Raw genomic sequence first — 26,355 nt, forward strand, 5'->3', positions numbered from 1 at the left:
CGTCTTGGGTGACAAAATGCGGTTTTGTGGTGTGCCGTGATGCACACTTGACGCTAATTGTCCCAGCCGGAAGTCCCCCTGGGCACATTTCTAGACGAAAGGTACGTGGGCGGCGAATATTGAAGCATTCGACACCGAGCTTGGCTGACCGATTGCCAGCGCCCGCTAAAACGCCGCAGAGTCGCGGAGTCGCGGAGTCGCAGAGTCGCAGAGTCGCTGGCCTTAATGCTAGCTGCATCGAGACGTTGTTCCTGACAAGTCGGAGTATCGCTACCGATTGGTCTCTTAGCCCAGGATGGATGTGGTGATGGAGTCTCGATCGCCATCGTCGGGTTGGCTGTACCGTTCTAACAATCGATAAAGCTTGCGGCGATGAATCCGCAGTTTACGCGCGGCGCTCGCCTTGTTTCCGTTTTCGCGTCTGAGGACTTCCAAAACGTGCATGCGGGCGACTTCATCCAATGCAAATTCGGGTTCTCCCAACACAGCTTGCTTGTTCCTCAGCTCAGCCTGTTTCAAATCTTGATCCTCGGTGGCTGTATTGGGTGCCCGCCCTAACTTGGGCATTGCACCACCTTCGAAGTCGGTGAGCTCGGTTGGCAAATCGTCCAAGGTGATGTCATGGTTGTCCGCGAGGATTGTCGCACGCTGAATGACATTGATCAGCTGGCGAATATTCCCAGGCCAAGGATACCGGTTCAAACAATCGCGAACCGCCGGTTCCACATGCCAAGGCGGGGGTAAGTAGTGCTCGAGCAATCGGTCGACATCCCCCTCGCGTTCTCTGAGGGGGGGCAGCACCAATGACAGCACATTGACTCGATAGTATAAGTCTTCGCGAAAGTTGCCCGCTTTGACCTCGCTGGCCAAATCACGGTTGGTGGCGGCGATCACACGAACGCTCACTCTGCGTTCACGATGACACCCAACGCGCCGCATCGAACCATCTTCCAAAACACGCAAGAGTTTGGGCTGCAACGCGAGAGGCAACTCGCCAATTTCATCAATGAAGATGGTGCCGCCGTCCGCTATCTCGAACAGTCCTGGTTTCTCCGCCGTAGCTCCAGTAAACGAACCTTTCTGATGGCCAAATAGCTCACTCTCCACTAAATTCTCTGGCAGTGCTGCGCAGTTGATAGTCACGAACGGTTGGTCACGAAGCGGGCTTGCTTGCTGAATCAATCTCGCCACGACTTCTTTTCCGGTACCACTTTCTCCCTCGAGCAAGACCGGCTTGTCGGTCGGGGCTATCTTGTCGATCATGCGACTGAGATCGCGCATCTGTCTCGAATCCCCGATCAACTTTGCCGTGGGACGCTGTCGCGAAATGACAGCTTTCAGTTGCTTATTTTCCTTCCTCAGTTCCCCCCGTTCTCGGGCCATCAAACAATGATTCTCCAGATCGCCCAGCGAACAAGGCTTGCTCAAGAAATCACAAGCTCCCATCTTCATTGCCGAGACGGCCGTTTCGATAGTGCCTTGACCGGTCAGCATGATGACTTCGATTTCAATCTTGTCTTGCGAAATCCGCTGTAGCAATTCCAGGCCAGACATGCCCGGCATGTTCATGTCGAACACGCCCACATCAAATGACGCCCGGTCCAACAAACTCAGCGCTTCAGCCGCGCTCGAGGCCCCCGTAGGCTCATAGCCCTTCCGTAGCATCCATCGAACACACGAGTTGCGAAAGTCGTCTTCATCCTCAACCAGCAAAATCTTCATCGGTGTTTCTGTCATAGCCATTCTTTTTGGGCGTTTTCAGCAGAGTTAGTGGTTATGTCCGGAGCGGGTGCACGCCTCATGTTCCGCTGACGTGATCCGCTGGAGATTTCGGGGCAAGTTGCGTTTCAACACAGGCATGGTCCGTTCTGGGAACTCCAAGCGTTTACGTTGGCGGAGCACTGGAATATATTGCGTTGGGCGTATTATGGCACACTTGCGCGATGCTGCACGGCATGAATCACCGATTGCTGGCCACTGCCCCCCGAATGTTCGCTGACTAGCCTCCGCACGGTTCGTAAGGCATGGTGATGCGGACGAGAACGCCACCAGCGGGGTGATTCTCAGCGGTGATTGTGCCATCGTGAGCTTCAACGACCCGTCGACAGACGGCTAACCCAAGTCCAGTACCGCGTTGCTTGGTGGTAAAGAACGGCTCGAACAACCGATTTGCTATGTTTTCGCAAAATCCAGGACCATAATCGCGGATGATGATTTCAATGGATTGTCCACTGCTTGCTCCCGACGTTTGACAGGAAAACTCAATCTTCGCGCCCGTCGGGCTTGCCGCAAGTGCGTTCGACAAAACGGCTCGCAATGCTTGTCCGATCCTCGGGACATCGATGCACAGACGACCATACGATTGATCTGTCTTAATCGACAGAGAATGCTGGATGTTTGAGGATTCGGTGAGTTCGTCGAAGACGGTCTGACAAAGTTGCCCCAGATTAATTCTGCGTGAGAGCTTCAGTTTGATCGGTGCGGCATAGTTTTTCACCTCTTCAAAGTTCTTGTGGAGGTCCTGCAACGCCTCTCGGATCCGGTCGGTCAAATTCATCAACTCGGGATTGTGGGATAGATCCATTTGAAGCAGGTCGAGGCAGGAGCGTGCCCGTTGAAGCGCATTGTTGGTCTCGTGCGTCAAACCAGTGGTCATTTCCAGAATTCCTGCCAGTTTTTCGCCCTGAATTCGCTTTTCTTCGTCCGGATTGGCCCCCAGATTCGTAACGTTTGCGAGTATCATTTGGTCCGCCCCAATTGTCAGCGGATGCAACGTGACTTGGACGGGAAATAGCGTACCGTCTTTACGTTTTGCCTGCACGCGGCGTCCTTCAGCCATCGGTCGAGCGCGCGTTTGTGACATAAAGCACGCTCGCTGTGACACATGGGCGCTGCGGTAGTCGTCGGGCACCAGTGTTTCCAGCGATCTGCCGACCAATTCATCTTCGAGATAGCCGAACCAGGACTCAGCAATTCGGTTGACCAGAACGATCGTTCCCTGCGCATCGGTCATTACCATTGCAATTGGCGATGCGTCGATCAACAAATTTGCAAGGCGGTTTTGGCGAATGGGGTATGCATTGGATTGCATGGCTTGTTTCATCCTGTGGTTGCGTCTCCGGAACGCAAACATCATCGCAATCGCGGTACCATTTCGGCAATTCGCCCTGGTTTTCAGGCCTCCTTCGCCCCCCAGGCGTCGTGCTTTGCAACTGCGCCCACAGATTTTGCAAGCTTTAGGCTTCGGCAACCATCGGCAATAGCTCGTCGAGATTCACAGGCTTTCTCAGAATACGTCGCACTCCGAGGTCGACGGTACGTTTGGCGCCATCAGCCCCCGCAAAGGCAGTCACCATAATCGATACGATGTTCGGCTGAATTTTCAGTAGCTCGCTGTGCAAAGTTGCCCCGTCCATCCCGGGCATTTGGTAGTCCAACAGTGCGACGTCGTACTGATGATGGCCGGCTAGCCGCAGCGCTTCGGCGCCATCTTGGGCCGTATCGGTCTGAAAGCCCAGTTCGTCTAGGATATCCTTAATATTGGCTCGAATGTCGTCATCGTCGTCGACAATCAAGACACGCTTTTCAGTCATCGGCCGTTACCCCATATGTGGCTGTAGGTTTCGTCGTCGGACCTTCTGCAATTGGTAGAGAAACGAAGAACTGGGTCCCTTTCCCCAATTCGCTGCTAACGCGAATTGTGCCTCGATTCTTTTCCAGGATGGTTTTGGTGATTGCTAACCCGAGCCCCATACCTCTCGGTTTAGTGGAGAAAAAAGGTTCGGTAATGCGCTCTAGATCGTCGGGAGAAATCCCAGATCCAGTGTCGCGAACCTCAATCGTCACGCCTTGCTCATCGGCGGTGCCCACGACGGTCAAAGTTCCCCCGTTAGGCATGGCATCCAACGCATTTCGGACGAGATTTCGCAGCACGATGGATAGCTGATTTCCGTCGACGAGAACTCGAGGAAAGCCGGCGGGCAATTGCTCGTCGATGACCATCCCCTGCGGTATGTTCGTGCTAGCGATCACATCCCTCACCAGGCTTTGAATCTCCCAAGGGCGCACCTCCGGATCAGGCATTCTCGATACATCCGCAAGCGCCGTGACGACGTTGTCAATCATCCCGACTTGGCGATCGATGCGTTCCAAGTGTTCACGCACCTTTTCGGGCGTTGGTGTTTTTGCATTCAGCAAATAGTAGGCGGAAGTCTTCACCACGTTTAGTGGATTGCGAATTTCATGCGCGATCCCGCCCGAGATCTGTCCGAGCGTCGCAAACTTTTCCTTGCGCACCAATTCCGCTTGGGCTGCCTGCAACTCTAACGCCTGCTGCCTGACGCGTTCGTCGAGACTCGCATTCAGTTCGGTCAACTCTCGTTGCGCTTCCTTCAAATCGGTAATATCTCGAACGATCCCTGCAAATAGCGTCCTGTCGCCCACGTTGATTTCGCTGACCGCCAAATGCAACGGAAACGTACTACCGTCCTTCCGCTGACCGGTCACCTCACGACCGCTTCCCAGAATCTTGCGTTGGCCGGTTTCGTGATAATTTTCTAAGTAGTCATCGTGTTCTTCACGATACGGTGCCGGCATCAGAATTTTGACATTCTGCCCCACCAGCTCAGCTTGGGTGAAATGAAACAGTCGCTCGGTTGCCGGATTGACGGACTCAATATTACCCCTTGCATCAATAACAATGATCCCGTCAACCGCCGTCTCAAGGATAGACTTCAGTAAGGCGTGTTCGCGTTCCATCATGCTTATGGGTTCTCCTGGCAAGATCGCTGCGGATTGCCATCACGTTGCTTCGACAACCGAAATTCAAAGCAGGCACCGGACGTCGACTCGACGACTCGAATTTCGCCGCCGTGAGCATCGATGATCCGTTGCACAATCGACATCCCCAATCCGGTACCGGTGCTCTTGGTTGTATAGAAGGGGTCAAACAACTGGCTTTGCTGCTCAAGCGTGAGCCCAGGACCATTGTCACGCACTTCGACCAGCATTGTTTCTGGCCCGCTGCATTGACAGCGAAGGCTGATCTTGACGGGATCACTGCAGGCGGCGAGCGAGTTCTCGAATAGGTTTCGAAACACCTGTTCCATTTTCGCCACATCGACCTCTACGACGTTCTCACAGCCACATTCACCGTCATCCAAGACTGCTTCCCGGCCGCATCGAACTCCCTCCAAATCATCCCAGACGCGGCGCCACACTTCAGGCAACTGAACAGACCTTCGGCGGAGATGAATCGGTGCAGCGTACGCGCGGACTTCTTCCAATAAGGTATGCAAATCCCCTGTAGCTCGTGCGATAGAGTTCAGATCAACGCTCGCCTCCGAGTTCCCTGGGATCTCCAGAGAAAGCATCTCCACGCTGGCTTTAATCCGTTGCAGGGCGTTGCGACTCTCGTGTGCGAGTCCTGCCATCGTCTGCCCGATCGCGGCCAGTCGTTCGGACCGCATGGCCAGCTCTTGAGCGGTGATCAATTCGGTCACATCCACACCGACGGCCAGTACTGAGGTAACCGCGTCTCCTTGGTCTTTGAGCGTCGTGTTGGACCAGCGGATTTGACGCTCTCGACCATCTTTGGTGCGAATGGGATTCAGGAGCCCCGCCGAATGGGCTTCGTGAGCCGTCTCGAGAAAAACGCGACGCACCCGCTCTCTGTCCCGTTCGGGAATACAGTTTTCAAACCAGTCGCGACCGCGCAGTTCGTCGAAATCCCACCCCGCAATCTTGGTGAAGTACGGGTTGAAACGGCGGATAAGGCCGCTGAGATCCAGCACCAGAACGATCGCCTCGGCCGTGGCCAAAATTTTGTTCGCAAACTTCTGCTCGTGATGCAATTCAGCTTCCATGTGACGCTGGCGAACAATGCGACGGACGCTTTGACGAAGTGCATCTGGGTTGATCGGTTTCAGAATGTAGTCGGCAACTCCGCTGCGAAATGCTTCGATCGTGCTGTCCATGTCGGCGTACCCCGTCACGACGATCACTTCCGCCCCAGGCAGCAGAAGCTGCAATTCGGGCAAGAATTCTCCAGAAGTCCCATCGGGCAAGCGCCGATCTAAGATGACCAAAGACACCGGTGCGGCCTCAAGCTGTCGCTTTGCTTCAGCCAGCGAAGCTGCGAACCGGACGCGATGACCGTCTAGCTCGAGAATGTCGCAAAGATTAGCCCGCGTGGCGGCGTCGTCCTCGACGAGCAGTATGTCCAACTCGTCTGTCATCCGTTATCCATCGAAAAAGTGGGAGGGATTGGCGAGATTGTGCTCTACAGGTTCACCTACGGTCGTAGGTGTAACGGCCGTGGCTCCGGCTGTATTGTGCGGAACTGGCGAGTCTGGAGCCTGAGTCCGTGCGAACTTGCCCACACCCAACGATAGATTGACACCACCGCTCATGGGGGTGTGCAACTACGCTCGAAACCGCTCTACTGGCTCGATTCTATGCGATGGCACGGGAACTGCCTACATACTGCATTCATTCGAAAAAATTGACTCTCCCCGATGTTTGAATAGAGACGCTGATATGAAAATCTTGCTTGCGACAGATGGTTCGGAAAATTCCAAAATCGCCACCAAGTTCGTGGGGGGGCTCGCCCAGCAAAACGAGATTGATGTGACCGTGCTAACGGTCAGCTACAATCCCACCCAGTATTCGAGCCAACCTTGGATGCCAGAATGGACGGCAGCCGAGGAGGAGCGCACGCGAGATCTCCTCGATGCAACACGCGCGCAGCTCGGCGACCGCTGCCGCTCGCTAAACGTTGTCCACAAGTGTGGTGCTACCGTGCCGTGCATTCTCGATCAAGCGGCTGAAATCGAAGCGGATTTGATCGTCGTCGGTGCCAAGGGACACTCGGCGATTCACCGCGTCCTATTGGGTAGTGTTTCCGACAGCGTCGCCACGCACGCCAAATGCTCCGTGCTGGTTGTACGGCCAGGAACCGACGTGGAGAAAGATTCGAAGCGTATCGTCGTCGGGTTCGATCAATCCGCTGCCTCACGCGAGGCTGTCGCAGAATTTATGGATTTGAAGTGGGATCGCGCATCCGAGGTCAACGTGGTTAGCGTCGTTGAACAACCGGCTGTCTTCTTCGGTGAAGGCTATTCCGGCCCGCCCATCATTGTGGAGCCCCAACAGATCGAAGCCCTCCAACGCAATGCCGAGCGGATGGCCAGCCAAATTGCATCGATGCTCCCCAAAACAAACACGCTGGTCCCGACCTCCAGCCATGTCGGAAGCGCCATCGCCAATGTAGCGGAAGAGACCAAGGCCGATCTTGTGCTTGTCGGCGACACCGGGCACAGTCTGCTAGGTGAACTGCTACTGGGAAGCACCTCGAAATATCTTCTGCGACATGCTCCCTGCAGCGTTTGGATATCTCGCCATCATTTCAAGGCAGATGAAGCGGAATAAGTGCAGGGTGTTGCCACTGCATTTACCTAAATGGGGCACGTCGCCTTCTGCACTTGCGCAATAAAGCTAAGGCTAAAGTGATGATTTCTCGACGCCCGGCCGCTTCTTCGACTGAAACGGCCGGCTGGGTTTCTCCTGCTGCGCTCGGGCAACGAAGATCACAGCGTAGTTCCGCCCACGAAGTGGTGGGAGCTGGAGCGTAATCGTTGTGACGCGATCGCCGGTCAAGCTGAAAGACGCCATTGCGAAGTCGAACTAGGTCGTGGCCAGGTCCAGTTTATTTTGCAGCCAATCGCGGATCGTGCGGTAGACGGTGAACCCTAGGGTTTCATTGCGGAATCCGATCATCACGCTGGCACGCTGGCCCGTTGATAGCTTGGTTGCACGATCCTCAGGAATAGAAACTACCGCTCGAAAACAGGGTTCTACTAAAAGGGCTCTACTAAAAGGGCTCTTCGGGACTTTTAGTCGCAGGTTTAGGGGCTGAGTTGTGGCTTTCCACAGTTGAAGAGGATGCGGGTGCGTTAGTTTGCAAAGTTGCGGACGCCGCGAGCGGCCGACGTGATGGATTCAATTCGGACGTTGATTCGATTAAGCAGCTGAGTTTTCGGTAGGATCTTCAGGTCGGTATTTGTAATAGAGTATGCCACCGGCTATGGCAGCACAGACGCTACCTACTACGGCAGGGGTCAAGCACAATTCTAATGCAATTGGATGTTGGGTTTGCACTTGAGTTCGGGCAAGTTTGCCCCCTACGGGTGAGTGTGGCACGAACTCAACGGAAGACGCAATATTCGCTGTGGAAAGGGGGCTACAGGCGAAGGAAAACCAAAACACAAGCAGACTTGCACCGAAAATCCCCCCGAGAATCCCGCCTGCCAATGCGCCGCCAGCAACGTGCCCTAGGAAGCTCCCCTCAGTACTTGATGCTGCACGGGATAGGCGAGCCTTACTCAAGGTGTTGCTGCGAGCGGGGACCTCGTCCGTTTCTTCCGATTGCCCTTTCGTGGACGCTCCATTGATGAAACTCAGGCGTCCGGTAAGCGCTCCCAAGAAAAACAAAATGGTGCCTCCGTACCACCCCGCATGCAACCATGGCTGCACATCGACACTTTTCATGTCGGTGACAAGAAATAGCATTGCGACGCAGGACCCAAGATTTGCTCCTAGAATCCCGCCCACAGCTGTCAGCCAAAGGACAGCGTAGCTTCGGAGAATGAATTTCCCGATTGGCAACCACATTGAACGTACTCTGCATTTCTGGGGTTGTGAATTAGTCCTCCGCGATAGAGGCTCACCGGCCAACGGAGATATCCCGTCGAGTATTGGCAACTACCTATGCAATCCAAGCTCGCAGGGATTTGTAACAAGTAAACGAACTTGTGGACAAGCAAGTCACTTGTGTTCGCGCAGCGCAGTATTCGAAAAACGAATCACTACCTCCCTAGCAAGCCTGGAATTGTAAGCGAATCTGCGATTGTCGCACGATACGTCAATGCGACGCAATTGGGGGTGCGACTCGATCTACCCCGCCCATCGGAGAATCGAGGAGCTGGACAGTCGCTAGGGACCCTGCAAACACTATTTCCCGCAGTAATATGAGATGCGGAAACTAAGATGCGGCAGTCACCTAGTAGGGACGGTCCACGCCGGCTGGCCGCGGTGCTGGCAAAATTCCGCAGGTTCCAAAATCTAGCCAGCGGCATCGCGCAGTGTAGAGGTGTACAACGCGTTGCTGTAGCTCTCGCGAACTGCAAGCCTGAGTTACTGGACGCGTTCCTCTCCTCCTTTACTCTTTCTCTGGGACTCAAGTCGAGTTCAATTCTTCTCGAGAAGTTGAAGTTATCGTGTTAACCATGGCGGACAGCCATTCCTAGATCATGGAGCGGTTTTGTTGAGGAGCACAGCAGCCCCATTCTGCAACAATGGCCCCAGATTCAAGAGATGCAAACCGTTGGGTTTGTGGCAGGTAGCAGGCAGATTCTGACGGCACCTTGCGCGAGGCGCTGTACATTGGTGCAATGATCGGTGCAATTCTCCAGCTCGGACCAATCGGCTCCTGCCTTAAAGACAACGTATGAATGAACCAATTCGCGAGGCGCTCGAGCCCAACGTCCTCCGTCCCTTGCACTGGATTGGCGGATGGCTGCAATTGAGTTACACGCACGCCAAACCAGTTCTGACCATTGCCATTCTCTGCTTCGCTTTCTGGTTACTGCACCATGAATTCCAGTCCACACGGTGGACGGATGTCTCCAACTGTTTTCGATCGCTGCCAGCATGGACCGTGCTGGCCGCATTACTATTGACTGCTGTAAATTTTGCCGTGCTTACGGGCTACGACTGGCTGGGATTGCAACTGGTCCAACACCTATCCCCCCCTTATCTCTGGAGGGCTCTTTAGACTGGTCAAGCGGTGGCGTTCCCTGGAAACACGCACGTCGATTACGGCGGAGCTCCCCGCCAGCATGGGTGGCAGATGCCTGGCGATGCCATTCGCATGCCAAGAAATGCTGGGAAGAGGCGCCCTCCTCAATCGTCAGGAGTGCCACAAGTCGCCTAGCGTTTCGAGGTCGAGCGCCTTGCGCGTCGCTACCAGGCTAAAAAATCGCAGTATTCTCACAAAGCACTAATTGACATCTCGTTAGATGACGATATCATGAGCACAAGGAGATTTCATATGGCGACGAAAACCGAGAACAAGCCCACACCCGACGGCGATCCGGCGGCGTTTGTCCAGGCGGCGGAATGCCTCAAGACGCTAGCGCATCCAGTGCGAATGAGGATCGTGCAGCTGCTGCTCAACGGACGTTACGCAGTTGGCGAACTGGCTGAGGACTGCGGCATTCCTGATAACGTGGCTTCCGAACATCTGCGACTGATGCAACGCTGCGGCTTTTTTACTAGTGAACGGGAAGGTCGAAGGGTCTACTACCAAGTCGCCGAGCCGCATCTGGCCAACATCATGAAGTGTGTGGAAAATCGGTTCCTGAAGAACTGATAACGACGCCTTTTTTTAAACCAACAACTCGTCGCAACGCGACATAACGACACTACCACAAGTCGCAAGGAAAGAACAAATGTCACACAATCCAACAATTTCCGCACAGGTGCTCGCAGAACTTGATGGGCAGGGCGAAGTGGAGATCATTGACGTTCGCACCCCAATCGAGTTCCGAGAAGTCCGGGCTGCAAAGGCTAAAAATATTCCGCTGGATATCCTTGAACCGCATGCAGTAATGAAGCTGAGGAACTGCGCTGCGGATGAGCCCATTTATGTAATTTGCAAAGGCGGTACGCGAGGAGCGAAGGCACAGCAAAAGTTCATCGATGCAGGTTTCACCAGCGTCATTAACGTCGAAGGTGGAACCGAGGCTTGGGTCAAAGCTGGTTTGCCCGTGGTGCGCGGTAAGAAGGCGGTGTCGCTCGAGCGGCAGGTGCGGATCACAGCCGGTTTCCTAGTGCTCATCGGCGCGCTGCTCGGCATCTTTGTGCATCCCTACTACGCCGCAATTTCAGCTTTTGTGGGCGCCGGTCTAGTATTTGCAGGCATCACCAATAGCTGCGTGATGGGAATGATGCTCGCAAAAATGCCGTGGAATCAGTGTAAGGATGGAGCATGTTCAGTCTAGCGGTTCTATTCGGTGGCGTGGTCGGATTTGCACTGGGCCTTACCGGTGGTGGTGGCGGGGTATTCGCCGTGCCGCTGTTGGTCTACGGACTGGCTGTCGCACCGCGAGAAGCCGTTGGCATTTCACTGGCGTCCGTCGGTGGGATTGCCCTGGCGGGTGTCTTGCCACGCTTGTGGCGAGGTGAAGTGGAACTGCGCACGGGATTGCTATTCGCTATCGCCGGGATGATCGGCGCGCCAATCGGCACCTACCTCTCAACACTGTTTCCTGAGACCGCGCTGTTGGTGATGTTTGGCGGTTTGATGCTGGTCGTAGCCTGGCGGATGTGGGCGAAGACTCGCAATCCGGAGTTAGTGACAGGCGTTTGTAGGACCGAGGATCTGGCCACGGTGGATGCCTCGGCCTGCCAGCGTGATCGAGACGGAACGCTCCGGTTAACCTCCAACTGTGCTCGACTGCTGGTGATGGTTGGATTGTTGACAGGAGTTTTGTCAGGAATGTTCGGAGTTGGGGGCGGCTTCGTCATCGTGCCTGCCTTGGTGTTGTTCAGCGGAATGGAGATTCACCGGGCGGTGGGAACGTCGTTGCTCGTAATCTTCCTCATCAGTATCAGCGGTGTCACGTCGTACGTGGCGGCTGGCCGAGATCTGTCGCTGGATACGACCCTGCAGTTCCTCATCGGGGGCTTGGTCGGCATTTGGCTTGGCGGCCTGGTCGCCAAGAAACTGAAAGGCCCAACGTTGCAAAAGGTGTTCGCGTCAGCAGTGGTGTTGGTCGCGGTATTCGTCATCGTCAAAACCGTAATTCTGTAAACCCAAGGCTATCCAAGATGTTACTCAAATACTTTTACGACAGATCACTGGCACATGCTTCCTACATGGTCGGCTGCCAGCGTGCCCAGGTAGCCGTGGTTGTTGACCCCGGCCGAGACATCGACCAGTACCTCGAAATGGCCGACCGCGAAGGCCTCAAGCTGATCGCGATCGCGGAAACGCACATCCATGCCGATTACGTCTCCGGCGCTCGTGAATTAGCAGAGCGGGTCGGTGCGAAGCTCTATGTTTCCGATGAAGGTCCACAGGAATGGAAGTATCTGTTCGCGGATCAATACGATCATCAACTGCTCAAGGATGGCGACTCCTTCATGATCGGCAATATCAAATTCGATGTCCTTCGAACTCCAGGGCATACACCGGAAAGCATCTCGTTTCTGCTGACCGACCAAGGCGGGGCGGCTGACAAACCAATGGGTATTTTCACCGGGGATTTCGTCTTTGTCGGTTCAATTGGACGTCCCGATTTGCTAGAAGAAGCAGCGGGTCTAGCCAACACGGCAGAACCCGGGGCCCGCGATCTATTTCAATCCGCCCAACGCTTTAAGCAGCTTCCCGACTACCTGCAAATCTGGCCTGCCCATGGTGCGGGCAGCGCGTGCGGCAAGGGCTTGGGTGCCATCCCGTCCTCGACCGTCGGCTACGAAAAACTATTCAATCCGGCCTTGCAGTTCACCGACGAAGAAGAGTTCGTCAAATACATCCTGTCCGATCAGCCAGAGGCGCCCAAGTACTTCGCAGTGATGAAGCGAGTCAACAAAGAGGGCCCCGCGGTCATCGGAGATCGGGGATTGCCCGAATCGCAGCCCCTCGACAACCTAAGTTCCGTGTTGGATTCGTCAACAATCATTGATCTATCCCCGGCGGACCAATTTGCGAATGGCCATGTGCCGCGGTCCCTGAACATCCCGCTCAGTATGCTCGCCGGCTGGGCGGGCTGGATTGTGGATTATTCTAAACCAGCTTACCTCATTGCCGATCCAAGCCAGCTTTCCGAAGCAACTCGCATCCTGCGGAAAATTGGGCTGGATGACGTCAGGGGATATTTCGACGCATCAAAGCTCCGCCAAGCAGGCCTCGCATCCGAGAGCTACGAAACAGCCACTCCCACCGAACTCGCTTCGCGCATCGAATCGGGGGAGGTACACCTCGTGGATGTGCGTTCGAACAGCGAATGGAACTCAAGTCGCATTAAGCAGGCGGACCACAAGTTCCTTGGCAGATTGCCAGATAACGTGGCCGAGCTCGAGGAAGGCAAACCAATCGTAACGCAGTGCCAAGCCGGAGGCCGCTCGGCTATCGCGGCCAGTATTTTGCAAGCCAGTGGACTGCAAGTCATCAACATGACCGGTGGCTTTGCCGCTTGGACGGCAGCCGGTCTCTCGGTGGACACGTCAACAGCCAACGTCGCTTGCAATACCGGTTCAGCACCTTGCGCCTAAGCAACGCAGTTGCCACGCAATCACGGTACTTGTCGTATGCAGGGATGGACTATGACAGTCGCGATCCGGCGGCCAGTGCAACCGCAATCGGGATGCAAGGCCTCCCACAGGCCGTACACCACAGGCCGTACACCACAGGCCGTACACCACAGGCCGTACACCACAGGCCGTACACCACGGGATCAACAGCGTTGATCCCAGCGGCGGCAATCGATGAGTTTTGAAACCAAGCCCTATGAAGGACAAACAATGCACACACGAACGATGTTTACCGCAAGCTCAATTTTGCTGATCACTGCCACATTGTTTGCGGGAATCGCTCAAGCGCAGCCCGGTCAGGGACGCGGTCCAGGGCAGGGCAGGGGATTCGGTCAGGGTAGGGGGCCTGGAGGTGGACCGGGTCGACACGGCCAGGACGATCGCCACGCCGCAGATCACGAAATCCTTCAGTTTCTCTTAAAAAATCACAAGCAGATTCAACGAGACGTCAAAGAGCTCCCGAACGGCGTCGAGACACTCACGGAATCCGCAGATGCAACGCTCGCGGCCAAAATCCAAGAGCACGTGAAGTGGATGAAATATCGGGTTGAAGAAACCAAACCCATTCGGATGCGCGATCCGTTGTTCGCGGAGCTATTCCGTCACACCGACAAGATAGAGATGGTCGTCGAAAAAACGGAGAAGGGCGTGCGGGTCACGGAGACGTCCGGCGACGAGCACGTAGTGACACTCATCAAGGCTCACGCGAAGGTAGTGTCTGCCTTCGTCGCTCAGGGTTTCGACGAGGCGATGAAGAATCATCCGGTTCCCTCGACAGAGAGCAGCCAAGTTCCACAATATGTGAACCCAGCAATCGCCAACTACGGAAAAGTAGTTCGCCTCCCCAACGCCACTCAGCAGCCGAGAGATGGCAGCAAGTTGGTGGTCGATGTGACTGGAGGTGGCGACTCGGACAAGCTGAATCCTGCGATTGAAAAGGTGGCCCGCTTCGTCAACATCTATCAAGGTGCAGGTGAGAAGCCTGTGAAAGTCGACATTGCAGTTGTACTGCATGGCGAGGCCACGCTGACGGTCCTGAACGCGGATGCCTATTCCCAGCGATTCAAGACACATGGAAATCCCAATCTCGATTGCCTGCATGCACTCCATGAAGCGGGTGTTGAGTTTTTCGTATGCGGTCAGACGCTGATCGGAAAAGGGGCATCCCCTGAAGAGGTCGTGGTATTTTCCGATGTAGCCGTCTCGGCACTTACGTCGCTCGTCAACCTTCAAGCCGACGGCTACTCCTATGTTCCGCTCGGGAAATAGCCTCAGCGGAACCTCCAGACCTGAACCACAAACCGTCCATTCCCCTACCTAACAAGCCGCCCCCTCCAGCCCCACGAGAGACGAGATGAACATTGGTCCTACCCCACAGCTGGCGTTAGTTGCTCTGGCGTTTGCAACGATTCTGATACCCTCAGTCAGCGCCCAACCTCCAATAGACAATTCTGCGACCGCTGGTGAATGGCAGGCACTTCCAGTGAAGGCCGAGTCCCCGGCGGCAAACCCCACGACTGCCGAGAAAGTCGAATTGGGTAAGAAGTTGTTTTTCGATCCACGCCTTTCGTTGACAGGCACCGTCTCCTGCAACAGTTGCCACAACCTCATGGAAGGCGGCGACGATGGTCGGCCAAGCTCGATGGGCGTTCATGGTAGTATCGGACCGCGAAATGCGCCGACCGTCTGGAACTCCGTCTTTCAAGCATCCCAGTTTTGGGATGGGCGTTCGCCAAGTCTTGAAGACCAAGCCAAAGGACCGATCGTCGCAGCCCCGGAAATGGGAATGCCGGCTCACGAAAATGCCATCAAACGCATTGCTGCGATCCCAGGCTATCAAACCGAGTTCCGCGATGTCTTCGATTCGGAAAACTCAGTTACGATCGATAACGTTGTCAAGGCAATCGCCGCATTTGAGCGGACATTGGTCACTCCCAACAGCGCCTTTGACCGCTTTGTACAAGGCGATAGATCGGCATTGACCGACAAGCAAATTCGTGGCATGCAGTTGTTCAGCGATATTGGCTGCACGGAATGTCACTCAGGTCCCGCATTCAACGGCTGGGACGTGGGATCCACAACGCAGACCTTTGAAGAGTTTCCTCGCAATGCAGAAAGCCAGCTGGTTGGGCAATACGGACTCGACAGGGACCTGGGGCGGTTTGCAGCGACCAACAGAAAGTCTGACAAGCATTATTTCAAAGTTCCTACCCTACGAAACATCTCACTCACCTCTCCCTACTTTCACAATGGTGCCGTCGCCAAGCTCTCCGACGCTGTCCGAGTGATGAGCGAAACGCAGCTCGACACCGAACTCTCCAACGAAGAGGTAGAGAGCATCGTCGACTTTTTCAGCGCACTCGACGGCGAGTTCCCGAGCATTGCGCTGCCGCGTATTCCGTCGCGACCTGGAGAGTCAGTCCTCGAAGATCAAGAGCCGGCAGCGGTCGGAGAATAGCACCAGTCCACTTAGTCGTTTACGGCTGCGGACGAACGTGAACTCGACCGCCTGCCTCAATTTTGTTTCCGAAGGAGAATTTTCCATGCGTACCCAAGCGCCCATTTTAGCCCTGATGGTGATACTACTCTCTGGAGTCAGTATCGCGGTCGCTCAAGACAAAAGTCCCCAGCCCGACGGCGAAAATCTGAAACAGCAAACCGCCGTGATTCACCTATCGCATTTCAGCGACGATCTTCACCGCGCTTTTATGGCGTTGAAGATCGCCTCGATGATGCAGGAGGGCGGTGTCGAAACGTCGCTCTTTCTGGACATTGAGGGAGCAAGGCTCAGTGATTCCCGGCAGTCGCTGGATGTGCATTGGGGGCCGTCGCCCACGAAACTCGGCGATCTGTTTGACGCCTTCGTCAAAAGCGGCGGAAAAGTTGCCGTCTGCCCCCATTGTGCCAAGGCCGCCGGTATCGCAGCCACCCATGTTCGTCCCGGTGCCCGCATTGCGACTGAAGATGAACTGGCTGCATTGTTGATTGGCGCTGATAAAATCATGGACTATTAAGACAGTCCCCGGTCAAGCATTTTTATGCGAAACTACACCCACCGAATAAGCGGGCTGTTCATGCAATTGCACGCAGTTTGCGATTTCCCTCAAGACCCACACAAAGGAAGACCTGATGAGTAAGGCCCGATCAATCGAAAACCTGCAGAAAGCCCTGGCGATGGAGCTTACCGCAATGCACCAATATCAACTGCATTCGGGAGTTCTCGATGACTGGGGACTAAGCCTGCTGGCCGCGAAAATGCGAGAAGAAATGGCGGAGGAGTTGGGGCACTCCAATGAGTACATGAATCGGATTCTGTTTCTAAAGGGAACGCCCCACCTAACATTGGCCAAGGCGCCGGTTCGCGCCGAGTCACTCAAGGCCATGTTCCAGTCCGACCTTGCGGATGAGCAAGAGGCAATCGAGTTCTATACGAAGGCGTCCATCCAAGCGTCCGAGGACGGCGACATTGGCACCCGCACACTCTTCGAACGGATCGCGCTCGACGAGGAGCAACACATGAGCTGGCTGGAACTGCAACTCGATCTACTCCAACGAATGGGCGAACCAGCCTTTATCGCCAAGCACATGCCGCCCCCATCGACCGGTGAGTGACGACGCGCGCACTCCAGGGAACAGCTTGTAGGTGCGGAACTTCGACAGACAGTGAACCGATATTCCGCACGCCGCAAGAATCCTCATGCGGACCGTCGCGAGGGCGTTGCCACGCCTTCCGACTCGGCCTCCAGTGTCGAAACCGTCCGCCGAGCCCACTTCTACAAATGTCCTAGGCGCCACGCGCACCATCGCCTGGACTAAAATGCCCCGCGTGCTGGCTGCACGGCCAGCCTCGCTCCGCTTCTCGGAGTCCAAGGAACACCGAACTCGCTCAGTTATTGAATCATTCCTAGAAAGAGTTTACTGCGATGTATGAAAAGTGGAGTGCGATCCGACCTTGGCTGATGCGGCTTCTTAAATTGGCGATTGTCGCTTCCGTAGCTGTAGGTGTTATCTATTGGCTGAAGTTCGCACCGGTACCTGTCATTTCTCATACCGTCGAGCATGGAACAATCATCGCTGAAGTGATGGGAACCGGAACGCTGGAAGCTCGAATCGAGACAACCATCAGCCCAAAGATTTCAGGCCGCGTTGTCGAAGTCTTGGTCGATCAGGGAAGTCGAGTCGCGAAGGGCGATTTGCTGGTCCGGCTCGACGATGAAGAACTGCAACAACAGGTAGCAATCGCTCGAGCCAATGTTGACGCGGTGTCAGCTGCCATCGCCCGACTGAATACCGATAAAGAGCGTGCGGCTGCGGTTTACAATCAGGCGAAGAAGAGTCACGACCGGGTTCAGTTACTAGTGCTTCAAAACGCCACAAGCCAAGATGACGCTGACAAGGCGGTAGAATCGCTGGCGGTCGCAGAGGCGGGGGTATCGCGAGCCGAAGCTGCGATTACCGAAGGACGGCAGGAACTCATCGCAGCCCAAAAGGCTCTGGAGTATCAAGGCGCACGATTGAAGGACGCAAAGCTCCACGCGCCTTTTGATGGTCTAGTCGTCAAACGCGGTCGAGAGAATGGCGACGTTGTCGTCCCCGGCAGCTTGATCCTGAGCCTGATTTCTACCGAAGAATTATGGATCAGTGCTTGGGTTGACGAAACCGAGATGGCACGCCTGAAGACCGAGCAACCGGCAAGGGTTGTGTTCCGCTCGGAGCCCGAAAAAGCCTATCCCGGCAAAGTCGTCCGATTGGGACGCGAGGCGGATCGCGAAACTCGTGAGTTCATTGTCGATGTTCGCGTGCTAGAACTCCCCGAGAACTGGGCTGTTGGACAACGGGCGGAAGCCTTCATCCAAATCACTCAGAGAGATAATGCCTTGCTTCTGCCTGCCAGGCTGATTTTCAAACAAAACGATTCCATGGGCGTATTTGTCAGCGTCGCGGGAGTTGCTCAATGGCGTCCGATTACCGTTGGCGTCCGAAATGGCGATACGGTGGAAGTCTTGGAGGGACTAACGGAAGGAGAGACGGTTGTCACGCCCAAGACTCCGGGAAACCTGCTCTCCGACGGACGAAGGGTGGTAGCGCTATGAGCCTCGCCACCAAAGATATTCGGCATAATCTCGGCCGTTTCGCGCTCACGGCCGTTGGTATCGGCATGTTGTTGATGGTCGTGATGGGAATGGGTGGCATCTACCGTGGCGTGGTCGAAGATGCAACTTTGCTGATTGACCGAGTGGGGGCGGACCTGTGGATCGTTCAGCGTGACACCCGCGGGCCGTTTGCCGAATTGTCTCGCGTCCCCTCCAACTTAGTGTATCGAGCCGCAGCCGTTCCTGGCGTGCAATCGTCGCGAGAATTTGTGTACCACACGATCCAACGACAGCGAAATGGAAAACCGCTCAGAATTGCAGTCCTGGGGCTGAGTTGGCCTAACGATAAAGGCGAATGGCTGCCGCTGACCGCCGGGCGACCACTCGGAAAATCCCATTACGAAATGATTGCCGACAAGACACTCGGAATGCCAATCGGAGAACAGCTCAAACTCGGCAAAGAGACCTACACGGTCGTGGGCACCACTAGTAATATGATTAGCTCCGGCGGTGATGGAATCGCCTTTTTCACGGTAGCCGATGCACAAGCCATCCAGTTCGATACACCGGGCGAAGCGGTACGACTGGAGCGCGCAGCCAGGGAGTCGCGCGGTGAAAGATTCGAGCAAGCAGTCCAACAACCGATGATGCTGGAGAATGCCGCGAGGCCGTCGGTACAGCTCCCCGCCATTGCTCGACCACAAATCAGTGCAGTGATGCTTACCCTATCGCCAGGAGCCGACTCCAATGCAGTTGCCAGGACCATTTCTGGCTGGGGTGACGTGTCAGTCTACACCGCTGACGGACAGCGAGAATTATTGCTCAAGGGTAGTGTGGAAAAGGTTAAGCGACAGATCGGACTGTTTCGCGTTCTACTAACCGTCATTGCCGCCATTATCATGGCGCTGATTTTATACACCTTAACCCTCGACAAAATCCATTCCATTGCCCTACTGAAATTGATCGGCGCGCCCAACACGGTGATCCTGGGCCTGATCTTGCAACAGGCACTCATTCTTGGCGTTGTCGGCTTTGGCATCGCCTATTTCGTCGGACTCCAGTTGTTCCCCATGTTCCCGCGTCGTGTGATTCTTGACGAATCCGACTTGATGCAACTGGCAGGCATCGTATTGGCAATCTCAGTGCTTTCAAGCTTTCTGGGTATCTGGAAAGCAATGAAGGTTTCTCCGAATGAGGCTCTTTCGTGACCACGGACACTACAACGTATGCCATCGAAGCGGATGGCCTGACGAAGATTTACGGTAGCGGCAATACCGAGGTGGTAGCCATGCGGGATGCCACCATGCACGTCAAGCAAGGCGAAGTCGTGGCGCTACTCGGCCCCAGTGGCTCCGGTAAATCGACCTTTCTAACCGCGGTCGGCCTCATCAACCCACCAACCAGTGGACGAATTGTAATCGGCGGTAGACTGGTGCAGGAAGGGGAAACGCCTCACGCCAACTTGCGTTCGTTTCGTCGCCAACATATTGGCTTCATCTTTCAGAAATCGAATCTAATTCCATTCCTATCGGCAGTAGAAAATATTCAAATCGCGATGGAATTGAACGGTGAATCCAAACGCGCGGCGCGCCATCGCGCCATCGAGTTGATGGAATATCTAGGCGTTGCCGATCGAGCCGACAACCTTCCGTCAATGCTTTCAGGCGGACAGCAGCAACGCATCGCCGTTGCACGAGCCATTGCCAATCGGCCGAGCGTCATCCTCGCTGATGAACCTACCGCGGCGCTCGATGGTCATCGAGGTCGGCAAGTCATGGAGCTGTTTGGCAAGGTAGCGCATGAACAAGGCGCAGGCGTTATCGTGGTGACGCACGATCATCGCGCTCTCGATGTCTTCGATACGATCTACGAAATGGAAGATGGGCTCATGCACCAACAACCACATCAGCAGCAACAAACCACACACCACAATCCTATCGCAGGAGAAACCACATGAATTGGATCATGCATCCGTGGCCCTGGTGGCTGTCGGGAATCCTAATAGGTTTGACCGTTCCACTGCTCTACATTCTCGCCGGAAAAGCGTTCGGAATTTCGACGAGTCTGCAAGAAGCCGGTGCACTGTGTGCGCCGAACAGCAAGCTGGAATACCTCAGCCAGTTTGATCGGAAAGGGAACCTGTGGACAATCGTGTTTGCGGTCGGCATCGGTATTGGAGCATTCCTGGCAACGCAATTCGCCTCCAATACTCCAATGGCCTTCCTTCCCAACTCGTTTCACAGCGTTTCCGGTGCCGTAAAATTAGTCGTAGGGGGCTTTCTCATCGGTTTCGGAACCCGCTATGCGGGCGGATGTACATCGGGGCATTCCATCACGGGTATCTCCAACCTTAACTGGCCAAGTCTCGTCGCCACAATCTTCTTTTTTGTGGGCGGGCTGTCCGTCACTTGGGGCCTCGGACATTTGATTTTCCAAGCAAGCGGACAATGAGCATTCCCATGAATCATGAAACGAAACCGGATCAATCGACTCCCGCGAAACAATCGACCAAGACGTCCGCACTCACTTACATCAATGTACTATTGGTCGGAGCGTATCTTGGTTTCTTGTTCGTCAAATCAGAGGTTGCGAGGTGGGATCGCATTCACGACATGTTTCTTTTTCGCGAAGCCTACATGTACCTGATTATTGGCACTGCGATCGTGGTGGCAATGCTTTCGATGTTCATCATCAAACGGCTAGGCATTACGACTCTTGAAGGGCAGCCAATCCAATACAAACCCAAGCCATTCCACAGCGGCGTTGTAATTGGAGGAATGCTCTTTGGAGCTGGTTGGGCGATCACAGGAGCTTGCCCCGGTCCGATCTACGCTCAAATTGGAGCGGGTGAGTGGATGGCACTCTGCACCTTAGTGGGAGCCATGCTCGGGATGTTCAGCTACGCAGGCTTGAAATCCAAGCTTCCTCATTAACGCTCGACCTTAGGCCACTGTTGATGCAGTTCTGTTACTTTTCACTTTGATGATTACCCGATCTCCCCACTGTAGATTTTCCGGATGGCCAACGTTCAATCCCCGCATGGTCTTGGTTGGCCCCAGCCCGCGCGGTGGACTGACGTCCCCCATTTCCGCGCGGGGCGTTCCCCCAAATAGGCGAACGTCCCCCAAGGCAATTGGAGCGACGCTAGCCAATTCAACGAGCGTCGATCTACGCGGCACAAGGTTGCTAGTCATCAATCGTCAATCCGATCGGCAATGACTTTGGCCGTGATGGGATCAACGTGCAGCTCGCGTTTTTGCCCATCCCTATAGACTTCAACCTCCCAGTACCGACGCTCGAAGGAGACTTCCTCGAAGTCCTGGTAACTGCCGCTTTTCGACACGGTTTGCAACAGCTTGGAGAGCGCCATCGCATCTTTTCCAGGCGTTCGCTCCGAATCGTCTCGATGTTCCGACAACACTTTGCCGCTCGTTGGATCGACCGTCAACTCTAGCGATTCGCTTTGCTTGCGAACCTCGATTTCCCACCGTCCATCGTCCATCGACAGCTCCGAAAATGGACCGTAGCCGTCCTTCTCTAGGTGCTGCACGATTTCGATCATTGACAGAGATTTGCTGTTCGCTGATGTCCCCGCGGCGGATGCAATGCCGACGGGGAACAAAACCGTTGCGAGGATTCTGCAAAGTAGGAAGGCGTTCATTTTGGAATCTCCAGGAAAGGGTTGAGTGCGCTGCAATCCGAGTCATTTGCGACTGCAGGTCTTGAGTCCGATGTTAGGCGGACTTGATAAAGTGCGGCTGAGGCGAATCTAAATTCTGATTTATCTTTCTCACTGCCGTGTCCACACGTTCAGCGGTTCGTCTTGATTCGCATTGTTGATGTTGGTCGACCAATCGAATGCAGTCGTGGAGCGTCATCGACATCGCATCCCTATTGCGTATATCCTGCACTCGGTCGAAGTGGTCCTCGAAGAATTCCTTAAGCAACTTTAGCATGATTGAGCTCTTCGTTGAGATAGTTTGCGTAACCGCCTTGAGGCAGTCGACGTTAACGTTGTGTCAGCGTCTGCAAGTAATATCGCAGCGGTGGTTGAGCGCAACCTGAAGCTCGGATGAAGTCTCCTTCATCCTGCAAAGATGGAGCGAGGATCTAGGAAATGATCGGCAAACGCAACGTAAAACAGCTGCCTTGGCCGGGCTCGCTGCTGCACTCCAAATCACCTCCGAGTATCGTGGCAATTCGGCTTGCAATCGCCAATCCAAGCCCAGTTCCAGCAATTCCACGATGACGAGCTGCAGTCGAACGAAAAAACGGTTCAAAGAGTTGCGGCAAGTCCTCCGCCGCGATCCCCGGTCCAGAATCAAATACCTGAATCAGCAACTGGCCATTCTGCTCCAGGGCGCGAACAATCACCGGTGTCCCCGCTTCACCGTACTTCATTGCATTGAATACCAGATTATCGACGACACGGCCAAGCAGTGCTGGTGTCGAACGGACCTTCACCTGTTCCTCCAGCCTGATATCGAGCACTAAGTCAGCCGCCCTCGGTTGGACCGCCCAGGTCGATGCTTGAGTTTCTAGCCATTGCTTCAACTCGATGCTGCGTAGTTCTGGGGATGCGGCATCCGCATCACGGCGCGCCAAGAACAATAGGGATTCAACGATCTCTTGCAACACCTTAGTTTGTGTTCTCAGCAACTCCAAATTAGCTTGGTACTCCCCCTCGCTTCGTGGCCGGCGGAGCGTCACGTCGATCTGCCCTAGCAATACAGTGATCGGAGTTCTCAATTCATGAGCGGCATCCCCTGCGAATCGCCGTTGCTGCTCGAATGCCGTCTGCTGCCGATCTAGCAAGCGGTTGAATGCGACTCCCAACTCGGTCAGCTCGTCTCCCGCCTCACCGTGCGAAAGTCGTGATTGGAAGTCTACCCCCGTGATGGCTTGAGCTTGATTTGCCATTGCCGCGACCGGGCTGAGGGCCTTACGAACGACCCATCGGCCGAGCAAGGCTGCGATCGACCAGGTGAGCAGCGGCAGCAGTGTCACCAGCGCCGTAAGACGAAACAGAATTGCATCACGCGGTAGCGTCGAACGTCCGACGACAACCGTCAGTTGATCGAATTCATCGAGTTCACGCTGCAAGCGAACCGGTCGTGGCGCCGACACCCTTTGGCTCATCAACGCCCAGTCGCCCAATGTATCCGTGAGCACCCTCTCGCTCGTCTGCTCCATGCGGAGGTTTGCATTCGATTCAACCAAAGCAACAAGATCGACTTCGGCCGAGCGAGATCGCTCGACGACTAAATTATCATCGCCCAACACGATCCACTGAACCTCGCCGAATTCGTCATGGACTCCCACGTCGATGGCGTGTTCTAACGGCTGCCACTTCACCTCAGTCTCTTCGACCTCAGCCGCAGCGATCAATGAATTGAGCACGCCGCGCATTTCACTGCTAAATTGATGGACCAGGTGTTCCCGTGTGACCGTGTAAAACACTAGCGAGTAGACGGCAAGGATGATCCCTAATGCGGCAAGGAAAAACACACATACGCGATTGGTAAGGCTCATCAGGTTATCGCAGTATTTCCAAAATGTAGCCTTGACCGCGACGCGTCTGAATGACACGTGGTCCAAGTTTTTCAAGCTTGCGTCTCAGGTCTTTGACATGCACTTCGAGCGTATTGGATACCCCATCAAAGTTTTCGTCCCACACCGTTTCGTAGATTCGTGTTCGAGAAAGTACGCGTCCCGGATGTCGCAAAAACATTGCCAGCAACGAAAGTTCTTTGGCGGTTAGATCGAGCGGCATATCCGAACGCGTCGCTCGCTGCTGCGCAAGGTCAATGCGGATGTCTTGATACTCCAAGTGGAGCGAGTCCGATTGCCCCTGTCGTCTCAGAAGCGAACGTACGCGAGCTAAGAGCTCTTCGAATGCAAACGGTTTTGTGAGATAGTCATCGGCACCTGCATCAAGCCCTGTCACTCGCTCTTTCACGCCATCGCGAGCGGTCAAAAAAAGCACGGGAGTGATTCGATTCTTTTGACGAAACCGCTGCAAAATCTGCAACCCATCATCACCCGGTAGCCACCAATCTAGTATCACTAAGTCCCATGTTTCCGACTGCATCCGCAACCAGGCATGCCGCCCGTCAGCCGCGTGCGACACTGCGTAACCTTCTTCGGTTAGCCCGCGAATCAGAAAATCCGCGATGCCAGGCTCATCTTCAACGACTAAAATCCGCACACTCATTGGACTGCTCGGGTAAAACGATTTCTAAAGAGTCTACTCAGTTTTACTGGGGCATGTGAGCCAACCTGAAGCCCTAGATAAAATCCGCTTTATCTACTTGGTGGTAAGCTGAAATTCAAGCCGAATTCGTGACGTCCGCGAGGCAGTTGCGGGGGATGAAGCATCTTTCAGATTCACTTCATCCACAGATTAGAACAGCGTACGACACTGGTGATAGGAATATCCCATCACCTACGATATCGCTGGAGAAAATCTTGACAAGCTTAGTCACTCTGGTTCAATGCACTGCCTTAATCACCGCCGCCATTCTATTGGGGGCCTGCATTTGTGCCTCCATTCGTTACCAAATGTTGCAGGCACGCAGATCACAAGCCATCGCAGCCGCTCGACGCGCACAAGATCGGCGACGAAGCTCTGGCGTTGCCGAACGATGCTCTGAGGAGCCTGCGATTCGAACACCGCGGTCGCGGCTCGGTAGTCGGGATGAACAAACCGTTGTTTGACCAATCAAAGCTTGGTGGCTCGGTTCCGAGCTTCAGCCCCCTGGTTAGGCGAATCGATTCGAATTGCGGAGCCCCCTCTCTTGATCCAGTCCATGTCAAAATCCTTGTCGATGGCAGGGGACAGTTCACTCACACCAGGCGAAGAACCCAAAGCAAAATTTTTTCTAGAAGGCTCGAAAAAGCAAAGTTTATCACCACCGTTTTGTTGCTTGGGCTGAGCCCACGTTCATCACAGGTCCATTTCATTGATCATGTTTTCGTCTCCTACGCGGACGAGTCGTACCTCTTCAAGCAGGCAGCTATACACCAACAACGACGCATAGGCGGCTTCTGGAGGGGGGACAAAATAGGTGCGCGGCCCGTAGCGTCGGGTCGAACTTCGCATCAATTCTTGCCCCTCAGAATCATACACGCGAACAATCACGATTGAGTTGTAGCCGTTACCAGTCGCCAGTGCGGATAATGCATAGGTTCCCGATTCCGGTAGCGGAATGGTTTGACCGGTTGATCCGTATTTGGTATCCAAAATTGTTTTGCCGTCGCGTTGAATGAACTTTCCGCCTGCGGCGATGTTCTTCCAGCCAGAATAGTTGTCTGGACCTAGATCAAACGATGGATTGACATTGAGTGTTTTTTCGTCGGCGGCAGGCTCCAACGCCAACCGCGTCAATGCCAAGCGAATGCCTTTGCCAGAGGACAGGCGGATCCGCGCGGTGACGGCATCGTCGGGGGTATAAAACACGTCCTGGTAGCTGTGCGACTGCCGATAGGGCAGGGCGAATGCTAGAGGCCGCCCGATCGGCTGGCCCGCGGCATTGAAGAACTCAATTTCACGCGCTGGCAAATGCGCACTGGTCTGCCCCGGTTGGTGAAAGAATTCGAATCGAGGATTGTCCTCCAACCATTCGACATCGCCTGCGCCAGCCGCCAGCAGGGTCAGGCGATATTTTGTGGACGGTAGGACTGTCACATCGCGCAAGAGGGCTGTTGCATCCGCAACGAGCATGCCCTGTGCACCGCCGATTGGAAACCGCGACACGCTACTGGCCGTGTCTTCTGTGAAATAGTCTGCTGGTTGGCCGGTGGAAAAATCGATCGTTATCGGCGATGCCGCCAGAGCGGCATTCGCTGCCAGCATGACAACTAGACCATAAAACAGTTTCATAAATGT

General features: G+C 54.7%; 26 protein-coding genes. 15 read left to right on the forward strand and 11 right to left on the reverse strand.

All coding sequences use genetic code 11. The features are described from left to right. Positions 1-285: 285 nt before the first annotated feature. The 5 genes from Q31a_RS21990 to Q31a_RS22010 form a co-directional block, all read right to left on the reverse strand. A complete protein-coding gene (locus Q31a_RS21990; protein WP_145082620.1) occupies positions 286-1,737 on the reverse strand; it encodes a sigma-54-dependent transcriptional regulator in 1,452 nt (483 codons plus the stop codon). Positions 1,738-1,999: 262 nt separating this feature from the next. Beyond that, on the reverse strand, positions 2,000-3,091 hold the full coding sequence (locus tag Q31a_RS21995) for a two-component system sensor histidine kinase NtrB (RefSeq protein WP_197355503.1): 1,092 nt from the start codon (positions 3,089-3,091) through the stop codon (positions 2,000-2,002). Between the two features lie 145 nt (positions 3,092-3,236). Next, the gene (locus tag Q31a_RS22000; protein ID WP_145082625.1) at positions 3,237-3,593 is read right to left on the reverse strand and encodes a response regulator; all 357 of its coding nucleotides are present in this window, start codon (positions 3,591-3,593) and stop codon (positions 3,237-3,239) included. Beyond that, positions 3,586-4,761, reverse strand: a complete 1,176-nt coding sequence (locus Q31a_RS22005; RefSeq protein WP_145082627.1) for a two-component system sensor histidine kinase NtrB — start codon at positions 4,759-4,761, stop codon at positions 3,586-3,588. The genes Q31a_RS22000 and Q31a_RS22005 overlap by 8 nt, the downstream gene beginning before the upstream one ends. A gap of 2 nt (positions 4,762-4,763) precedes the next feature. Beyond that, the gene (locus Q31a_RS22010) at positions 4,764-6,236 is read right to left on the reverse strand and encodes an ATP-binding protein (protein WP_145082629.1); all 1,473 of its coding nucleotides are present in this window, start codon (positions 6,234-6,236) and stop codon (positions 4,764-4,766) included. Between the two features lie 301 nt (positions 6,237-6,537). Here Q31a_RS22010 and Q31a_RS22015 point away from each other — a divergent pair, with 301 nt between their 5' ends. Next, entirely contained in the window at positions 6,538-7,428 is an 891-nt protein-coding gene (locus Q31a_RS22015; protein ID WP_145082631.1) for a universal stress protein, read from the forward strand. Between the two features lie 591 nt (positions 7,429-8,019). On the opposite strand, the gene Q31a_RS22020 is transcribed toward Q31a_RS22015, so the two are convergent. Next, positions 8,020-8,568: a hypothetical protein gene (locus Q31a_RS22020; protein ID WP_145082633.1), complete on the reverse strand. Its 549-nt coding sequence runs from the start codon at positions 8,566-8,568 to the stop codon at positions 8,020-8,022. A 937-nt stretch (positions 8,569-9,505) separates the two neighbouring features. On the opposite strand from Q31a_RS22020, the gene Q31a_RS22025 reads away from it, so the two are divergent. The 14 genes from Q31a_RS22025 (at position 9,506) to Q31a_RS22090 (ending at position 21,400) form a co-directional block, all read left to right on the forward strand. After that, entirely contained in the window at positions 9,506-9,832 is a 327-nt protein-coding gene (locus Q31a_RS22025; protein WP_145082635.1) for a hypothetical protein, read from the forward strand. A gap of 276 nt (positions 9,833-10,108) precedes the next feature. After that, entirely contained in the window at positions 10,109-10,429 is a 321-nt protein-coding gene (locus tag Q31a_RS22030) for an ArsR/SmtB family transcription factor (RefSeq protein ID WP_231690884.1), read from the forward strand. A 79-nt stretch (positions 10,430-10,508) separates the two neighbouring features. Then, positions 10,509-11,060 (forward strand): rhodanese-like domain-containing protein, encoded by a 552-nt coding sequence (locus Q31a_RS22035; protein WP_145082639.1) that lies wholly within the window; start codon positions 10,509-10,511, stop codon positions 11,058-11,060. Beyond that, positions 11,048-11,872 (forward strand): sulfite exporter TauE/SafE family protein, encoded by an 825-nt coding sequence (locus tag Q31a_RS22040; protein WP_145082642.1) that lies wholly within the window; start codon positions 11,048-11,050, stop codon positions 11,870-11,872. The genes Q31a_RS22035 and Q31a_RS22040 overlap by 13 nt, the downstream gene beginning before the upstream one ends. Positions 11,873-11,889: 17 nt before the next feature. Next, positions 11,890-13,335 (forward strand): MBL fold metallo-hydrolase, encoded by a 1,446-nt coding sequence (locus tag Q31a_RS22045; RefSeq protein ID WP_145082644.1) that lies wholly within the window; start codon positions 11,890-11,892, stop codon positions 13,333-13,335. Between the two features lie 249 nt (positions 13,336-13,584). Continuing rightward, positions 13,585-14,643 (forward strand): DsrE family protein, encoded by a 1,059-nt coding sequence (locus Q31a_RS22050; protein ID WP_145082646.1) that lies wholly within the window; start codon positions 13,585-13,587, stop codon positions 14,641-14,643. Between the two features lie 85 nt (positions 14,644-14,728). After that, positions 14,729-15,832, forward strand: coding sequence for a cytochrome-c peroxidase (locus Q31a_RS22055; RefSeq protein WP_145082648.1), 1,104 nt, complete (start codon positions 14,729-14,731; stop codon positions 15,830-15,832). An 85-nt stretch (positions 15,833-15,917) separates the two neighbouring features. Further along, a complete protein-coding gene (locus tag Q31a_RS22060; RefSeq protein WP_145082650.1) occupies positions 15,918-16,388 on the forward strand; it encodes a DsrE family protein in 471 nt (156 codons plus the stop codon). 115 nt (positions 16,389-16,503) lie between these two features. Next, positions 16,504-16,986: a bacterioferritin gene (locus tag Q31a_RS22065; RefSeq protein WP_145082652.1), complete on the forward strand. Its 483-nt coding sequence runs from the start codon at positions 16,504-16,506 to the stop codon at positions 16,984-16,986. Between the two features lie 311 nt (positions 16,987-17,297). Next, positions 17,298-18,467 (forward strand): efflux RND transporter periplasmic adaptor subunit, encoded by a 1,170-nt coding sequence (locus Q31a_RS22070; RefSeq protein WP_145082655.1) that lies wholly within the window; start codon positions 17,298-17,300, stop codon positions 18,465-18,467. Further along, positions 18,464-19,675, forward strand: a complete 1,212-nt coding sequence (locus Q31a_RS22075) for an ABC transporter permease (protein WP_145082657.1) — start codon at positions 18,464-18,466, stop codon at positions 19,673-19,675. The genes Q31a_RS22070 and Q31a_RS22075 overlap by 4 nt, the downstream gene beginning before the upstream one ends. Then, on the forward strand, positions 19,672-20,424 hold the full coding sequence (locus Q31a_RS22080) for an ABC transporter ATP-binding protein (RefSeq protein ID WP_145082659.1): 753 nt from the start codon (positions 19,672-19,674) through the stop codon (positions 20,422-20,424). The genes Q31a_RS22075 and Q31a_RS22080 overlap by 4 nt, the downstream gene beginning before the upstream one ends. Next, entirely contained in the window at positions 20,421-20,918 is a 498-nt protein-coding gene (locus Q31a_RS22085) for a YeeE/YedE family protein (protein ID WP_145082661.1), read from the forward strand. Before Q31a_RS22080 ends, Q31a_RS22085 begins: the two co-directional genes overlap by 4 nt. Before the next feature lie 8 nt (positions 20,919-20,926). Beyond that, positions 20,927-21,400, forward strand: a complete 474-nt coding sequence (locus tag Q31a_RS22090) for a DUF6691 family protein (protein WP_197355507.1) — start codon at positions 20,927-20,929, stop codon at positions 21,398-21,400. 260 nt (positions 21,401-21,660) lie between these two features. Here Q31a_RS22090 and Q31a_RS22095 read toward each other — a convergent pair whose 3' ends face one another. The 5 genes from Q31a_RS22095 to Q31a_RS22115 all read right to left on the reverse strand — a co-directional run bounded on the left by Q31a_RS22095 (position 21,661) and on the right by Q31a_RS22115 (position 26,349). Continuing rightward, the gene (locus Q31a_RS22095; protein WP_145082665.1) at positions 21,661-22,128 is read right to left on the reverse strand and encodes a PepSY domain-containing protein; all 468 of its coding nucleotides are present in this window, start codon (positions 22,126-22,128) and stop codon (positions 21,661-21,663) included. Between the two features lie 73 nt (positions 22,129-22,201). Next, the gene (locus Q31a_RS22100; protein WP_145082667.1) at positions 22,202-22,423 is read right to left on the reverse strand and encodes a hypothetical protein; all 222 of its coding nucleotides are present in this window, start codon (positions 22,421-22,423) and stop codon (positions 22,202-22,204) included. Positions 22,424-22,577: 154 nt separating this feature from the next. Next, positions 22,578-23,999 carry an ATP-binding protein gene (locus Q31a_RS22105; protein ID WP_145082669.1) on the reverse strand — a complete coding sequence of 474 codons (1,422 nt, stop codon included), beginning with the start codon at positions 23,997-23,999 and terminating at the stop codon, positions 22,578-22,580. Positions 24,000-24,003: 4 nt separating this feature from the next. Then, a complete protein-coding gene (locus tag Q31a_RS22110) occupies positions 24,004-24,681 on the reverse strand; it encodes a response regulator transcription factor (protein ID WP_145082671.1) in 678 nt (225 codons plus the stop codon). A gap of 732 nt (positions 24,682-25,413) precedes the next feature. Continuing rightward, on the reverse strand, positions 25,414-26,349 hold the full coding sequence (locus Q31a_RS22115) for a hypothetical protein (protein WP_145082673.1): 936 nt from the start codon (positions 26,347-26,349) through the stop codon (positions 25,414-25,416). Positions 26,350-26,355 lie beyond the last annotated feature (6 nt).

The organism is Aureliella helgolandensis (assembly GCF_007752135.1).
In the GTDB taxonomy this organism is placed as follows: domain Bacteria; phylum Planctomycetota; class Planctomycetia; order Pirellulales; family Pirellulaceae; genus Aureliella; species Aureliella helgolandensis.

What these genes read in the sequence shown, in the direction of transcription:
- Q31a_RS22000 (WP_145082625.1), bottom strand. Translation starts at nt 3,593, where the DNA reads ATGACTGAAAAGCGTGTCTTGATTGTCGACGACGATGACGACATTCGA.
- Q31a_RS22100 (WP_145082667.1), bottom strand. Translation starts at nt 22,423, where the DNA reads ATGCTAAAGTTGCTTAAGGAATTCTTCGAGGACCACTTCGACCGAGTG.
- Q31a_RS22075 (WP_145082657.1), top strand. Translation starts at nt 18,464, where the DNA reads ATGAGCCTCGCCACCAAAGATATTCGGCATAATCTCGGCCGTTTCGCG.
- Q31a_RS22070 (WP_145082655.1), top strand. Translation starts at nt 17,298, where the DNA reads ATGTATGAAAAGTGGAGTGCGATCCGACCTTGGCTGATGCGGCTTCTT.
- Q31a_RS22090 (WP_197355507.1), top strand. Translation starts at nt 20,927, where the DNA reads ATGAATCATGAAACGAAACCGGATCAATCGACTCCCGCGAAACAATCG.
- Q31a_RS22055 (WP_145082648.1), top strand. Translation starts at nt 14,729, where the DNA reads ATGAACATTGGTCCTACCCCACAGCTGGCGTTAGTTGCTCTGGCGTTT.
- Q31a_RS21995 (WP_197355503.1), bottom strand. Translation starts at nt 3,091, where the DNA reads ATGCAATCCAATGCATACCCCATTCGCCAAAACCGCCTTGCAAATTTG.
- Q31a_RS22060 (WP_145082650.1), top strand. Translation starts at nt 15,918, where the DNA reads ATGCGTACCCAAGCGCCCATTTTAGCCCTGATGGTGATACTACTCTCT.
- Q31a_RS22110 (WP_145082671.1), bottom strand. Translation starts at nt 24,681, where the DNA reads ATGAGTGTGCGGATTTTAGTCGTTGAAGATGAGCCTGGCATCGCGGAT.
- Q31a_RS22105 (WP_145082669.1), bottom strand. Translation starts at nt 23,999, where the DNA reads ATGAGCCTTACCAATCGCGTATGTGTGTTTTTCCTTGCCGCATTAGGG.
- Q31a_RS22115 (WP_145082673.1), bottom strand. Translation starts at nt 26,349, where the DNA reads ATGAAACTGTTTTATGGTCTAGTTGTCATGCTGGCAGCGAATGCCGCT.
- Q31a_RS21990 (WP_145082620.1), bottom strand. Translation starts at nt 1,737, where the DNA reads ATGACAGAAACACCGATGAAGATTTTGCTGGTTGAGGATGAAGACGAC.
- Q31a_RS22040 (WP_145082642.1), top strand. Translation starts at nt 11,048, where the DNA reads ATGTTCAGTCTAGCGGTTCTATTCGGTGGCGTGGTCGGATTTGCACTG.
- Q31a_RS22025 (WP_145082635.1), top strand. Translation starts at nt 9,506, where the DNA reads ATGAATGAACCAATTCGCGAGGCGCTCGAGCCCAACGTCCTCCGTCCC.
- Q31a_RS22095 (WP_145082665.1), bottom strand. Translation starts at nt 22,128, where the DNA reads ATGAACGCCTTCCTACTTTGCAGAATCCTCGCAACGGTTTTGTTCCCC.
- Q31a_RS22045 (WP_145082644.1), top strand. Translation starts at nt 11,890, where the DNA reads ATGTTACTCAAATACTTTTACGACAGATCACTGGCACATGCTTCCTAC.
- Q31a_RS22035 (WP_145082639.1), top strand. Translation starts at nt 10,509, where the DNA reads ATGTCACACAATCCAACAATTTCCGCACAGGTGCTCGCAGAACTTGAT.
- Q31a_RS22005 (WP_145082627.1), bottom strand. Translation starts at nt 4,761, where the DNA reads ATGATGGAACGCGAACACGCCTTACTGAAGTCTATCCTTGAGACGGCG.
- Q31a_RS22030 (WP_231690884.1), top strand. Translation starts at nt 10,109, where the DNA reads ATGGCGACGAAAACCGAGAACAAGCCCACACCCGACGGCGATCCGGCG.
- Q31a_RS22010 (WP_145082629.1), bottom strand. Translation starts at nt 6,236, where the DNA reads ATGACAGACGAGTTGGACATACTGCTCGTCGAGGACGACGCCGCCACG.
- Q31a_RS22015 (WP_145082631.1), top strand. Translation starts at nt 6,538, where the DNA reads ATGAAAATCTTGCTTGCGACAGATGGTTCGGAAAATTCCAAAATCGCC.
- Q31a_RS22085 (WP_145082661.1), top strand. Translation starts at nt 20,421, where the DNA reads ATGAATTGGATCATGCATCCGTGGCCCTGGTGGCTGTCGGGAATCCTA.
- Q31a_RS22065 (WP_145082652.1), top strand. Translation starts at nt 16,504, where the DNA reads ATGAGTAAGGCCCGATCAATCGAAAACCTGCAGAAAGCCCTGGCGATG.
- Q31a_RS22050 (WP_145082646.1), top strand. Translation starts at nt 13,585, where the DNA reads ATGCACACACGAACGATGTTTACCGCAAGCTCAATTTTGCTGATCACT.
- Q31a_RS22020 (WP_145082633.1), bottom strand. Translation starts at nt 8,568, where the DNA reads ATGCTATTTCTTGTCACCGACATGAAAAGTGTCGATGTGCAGCCATGG.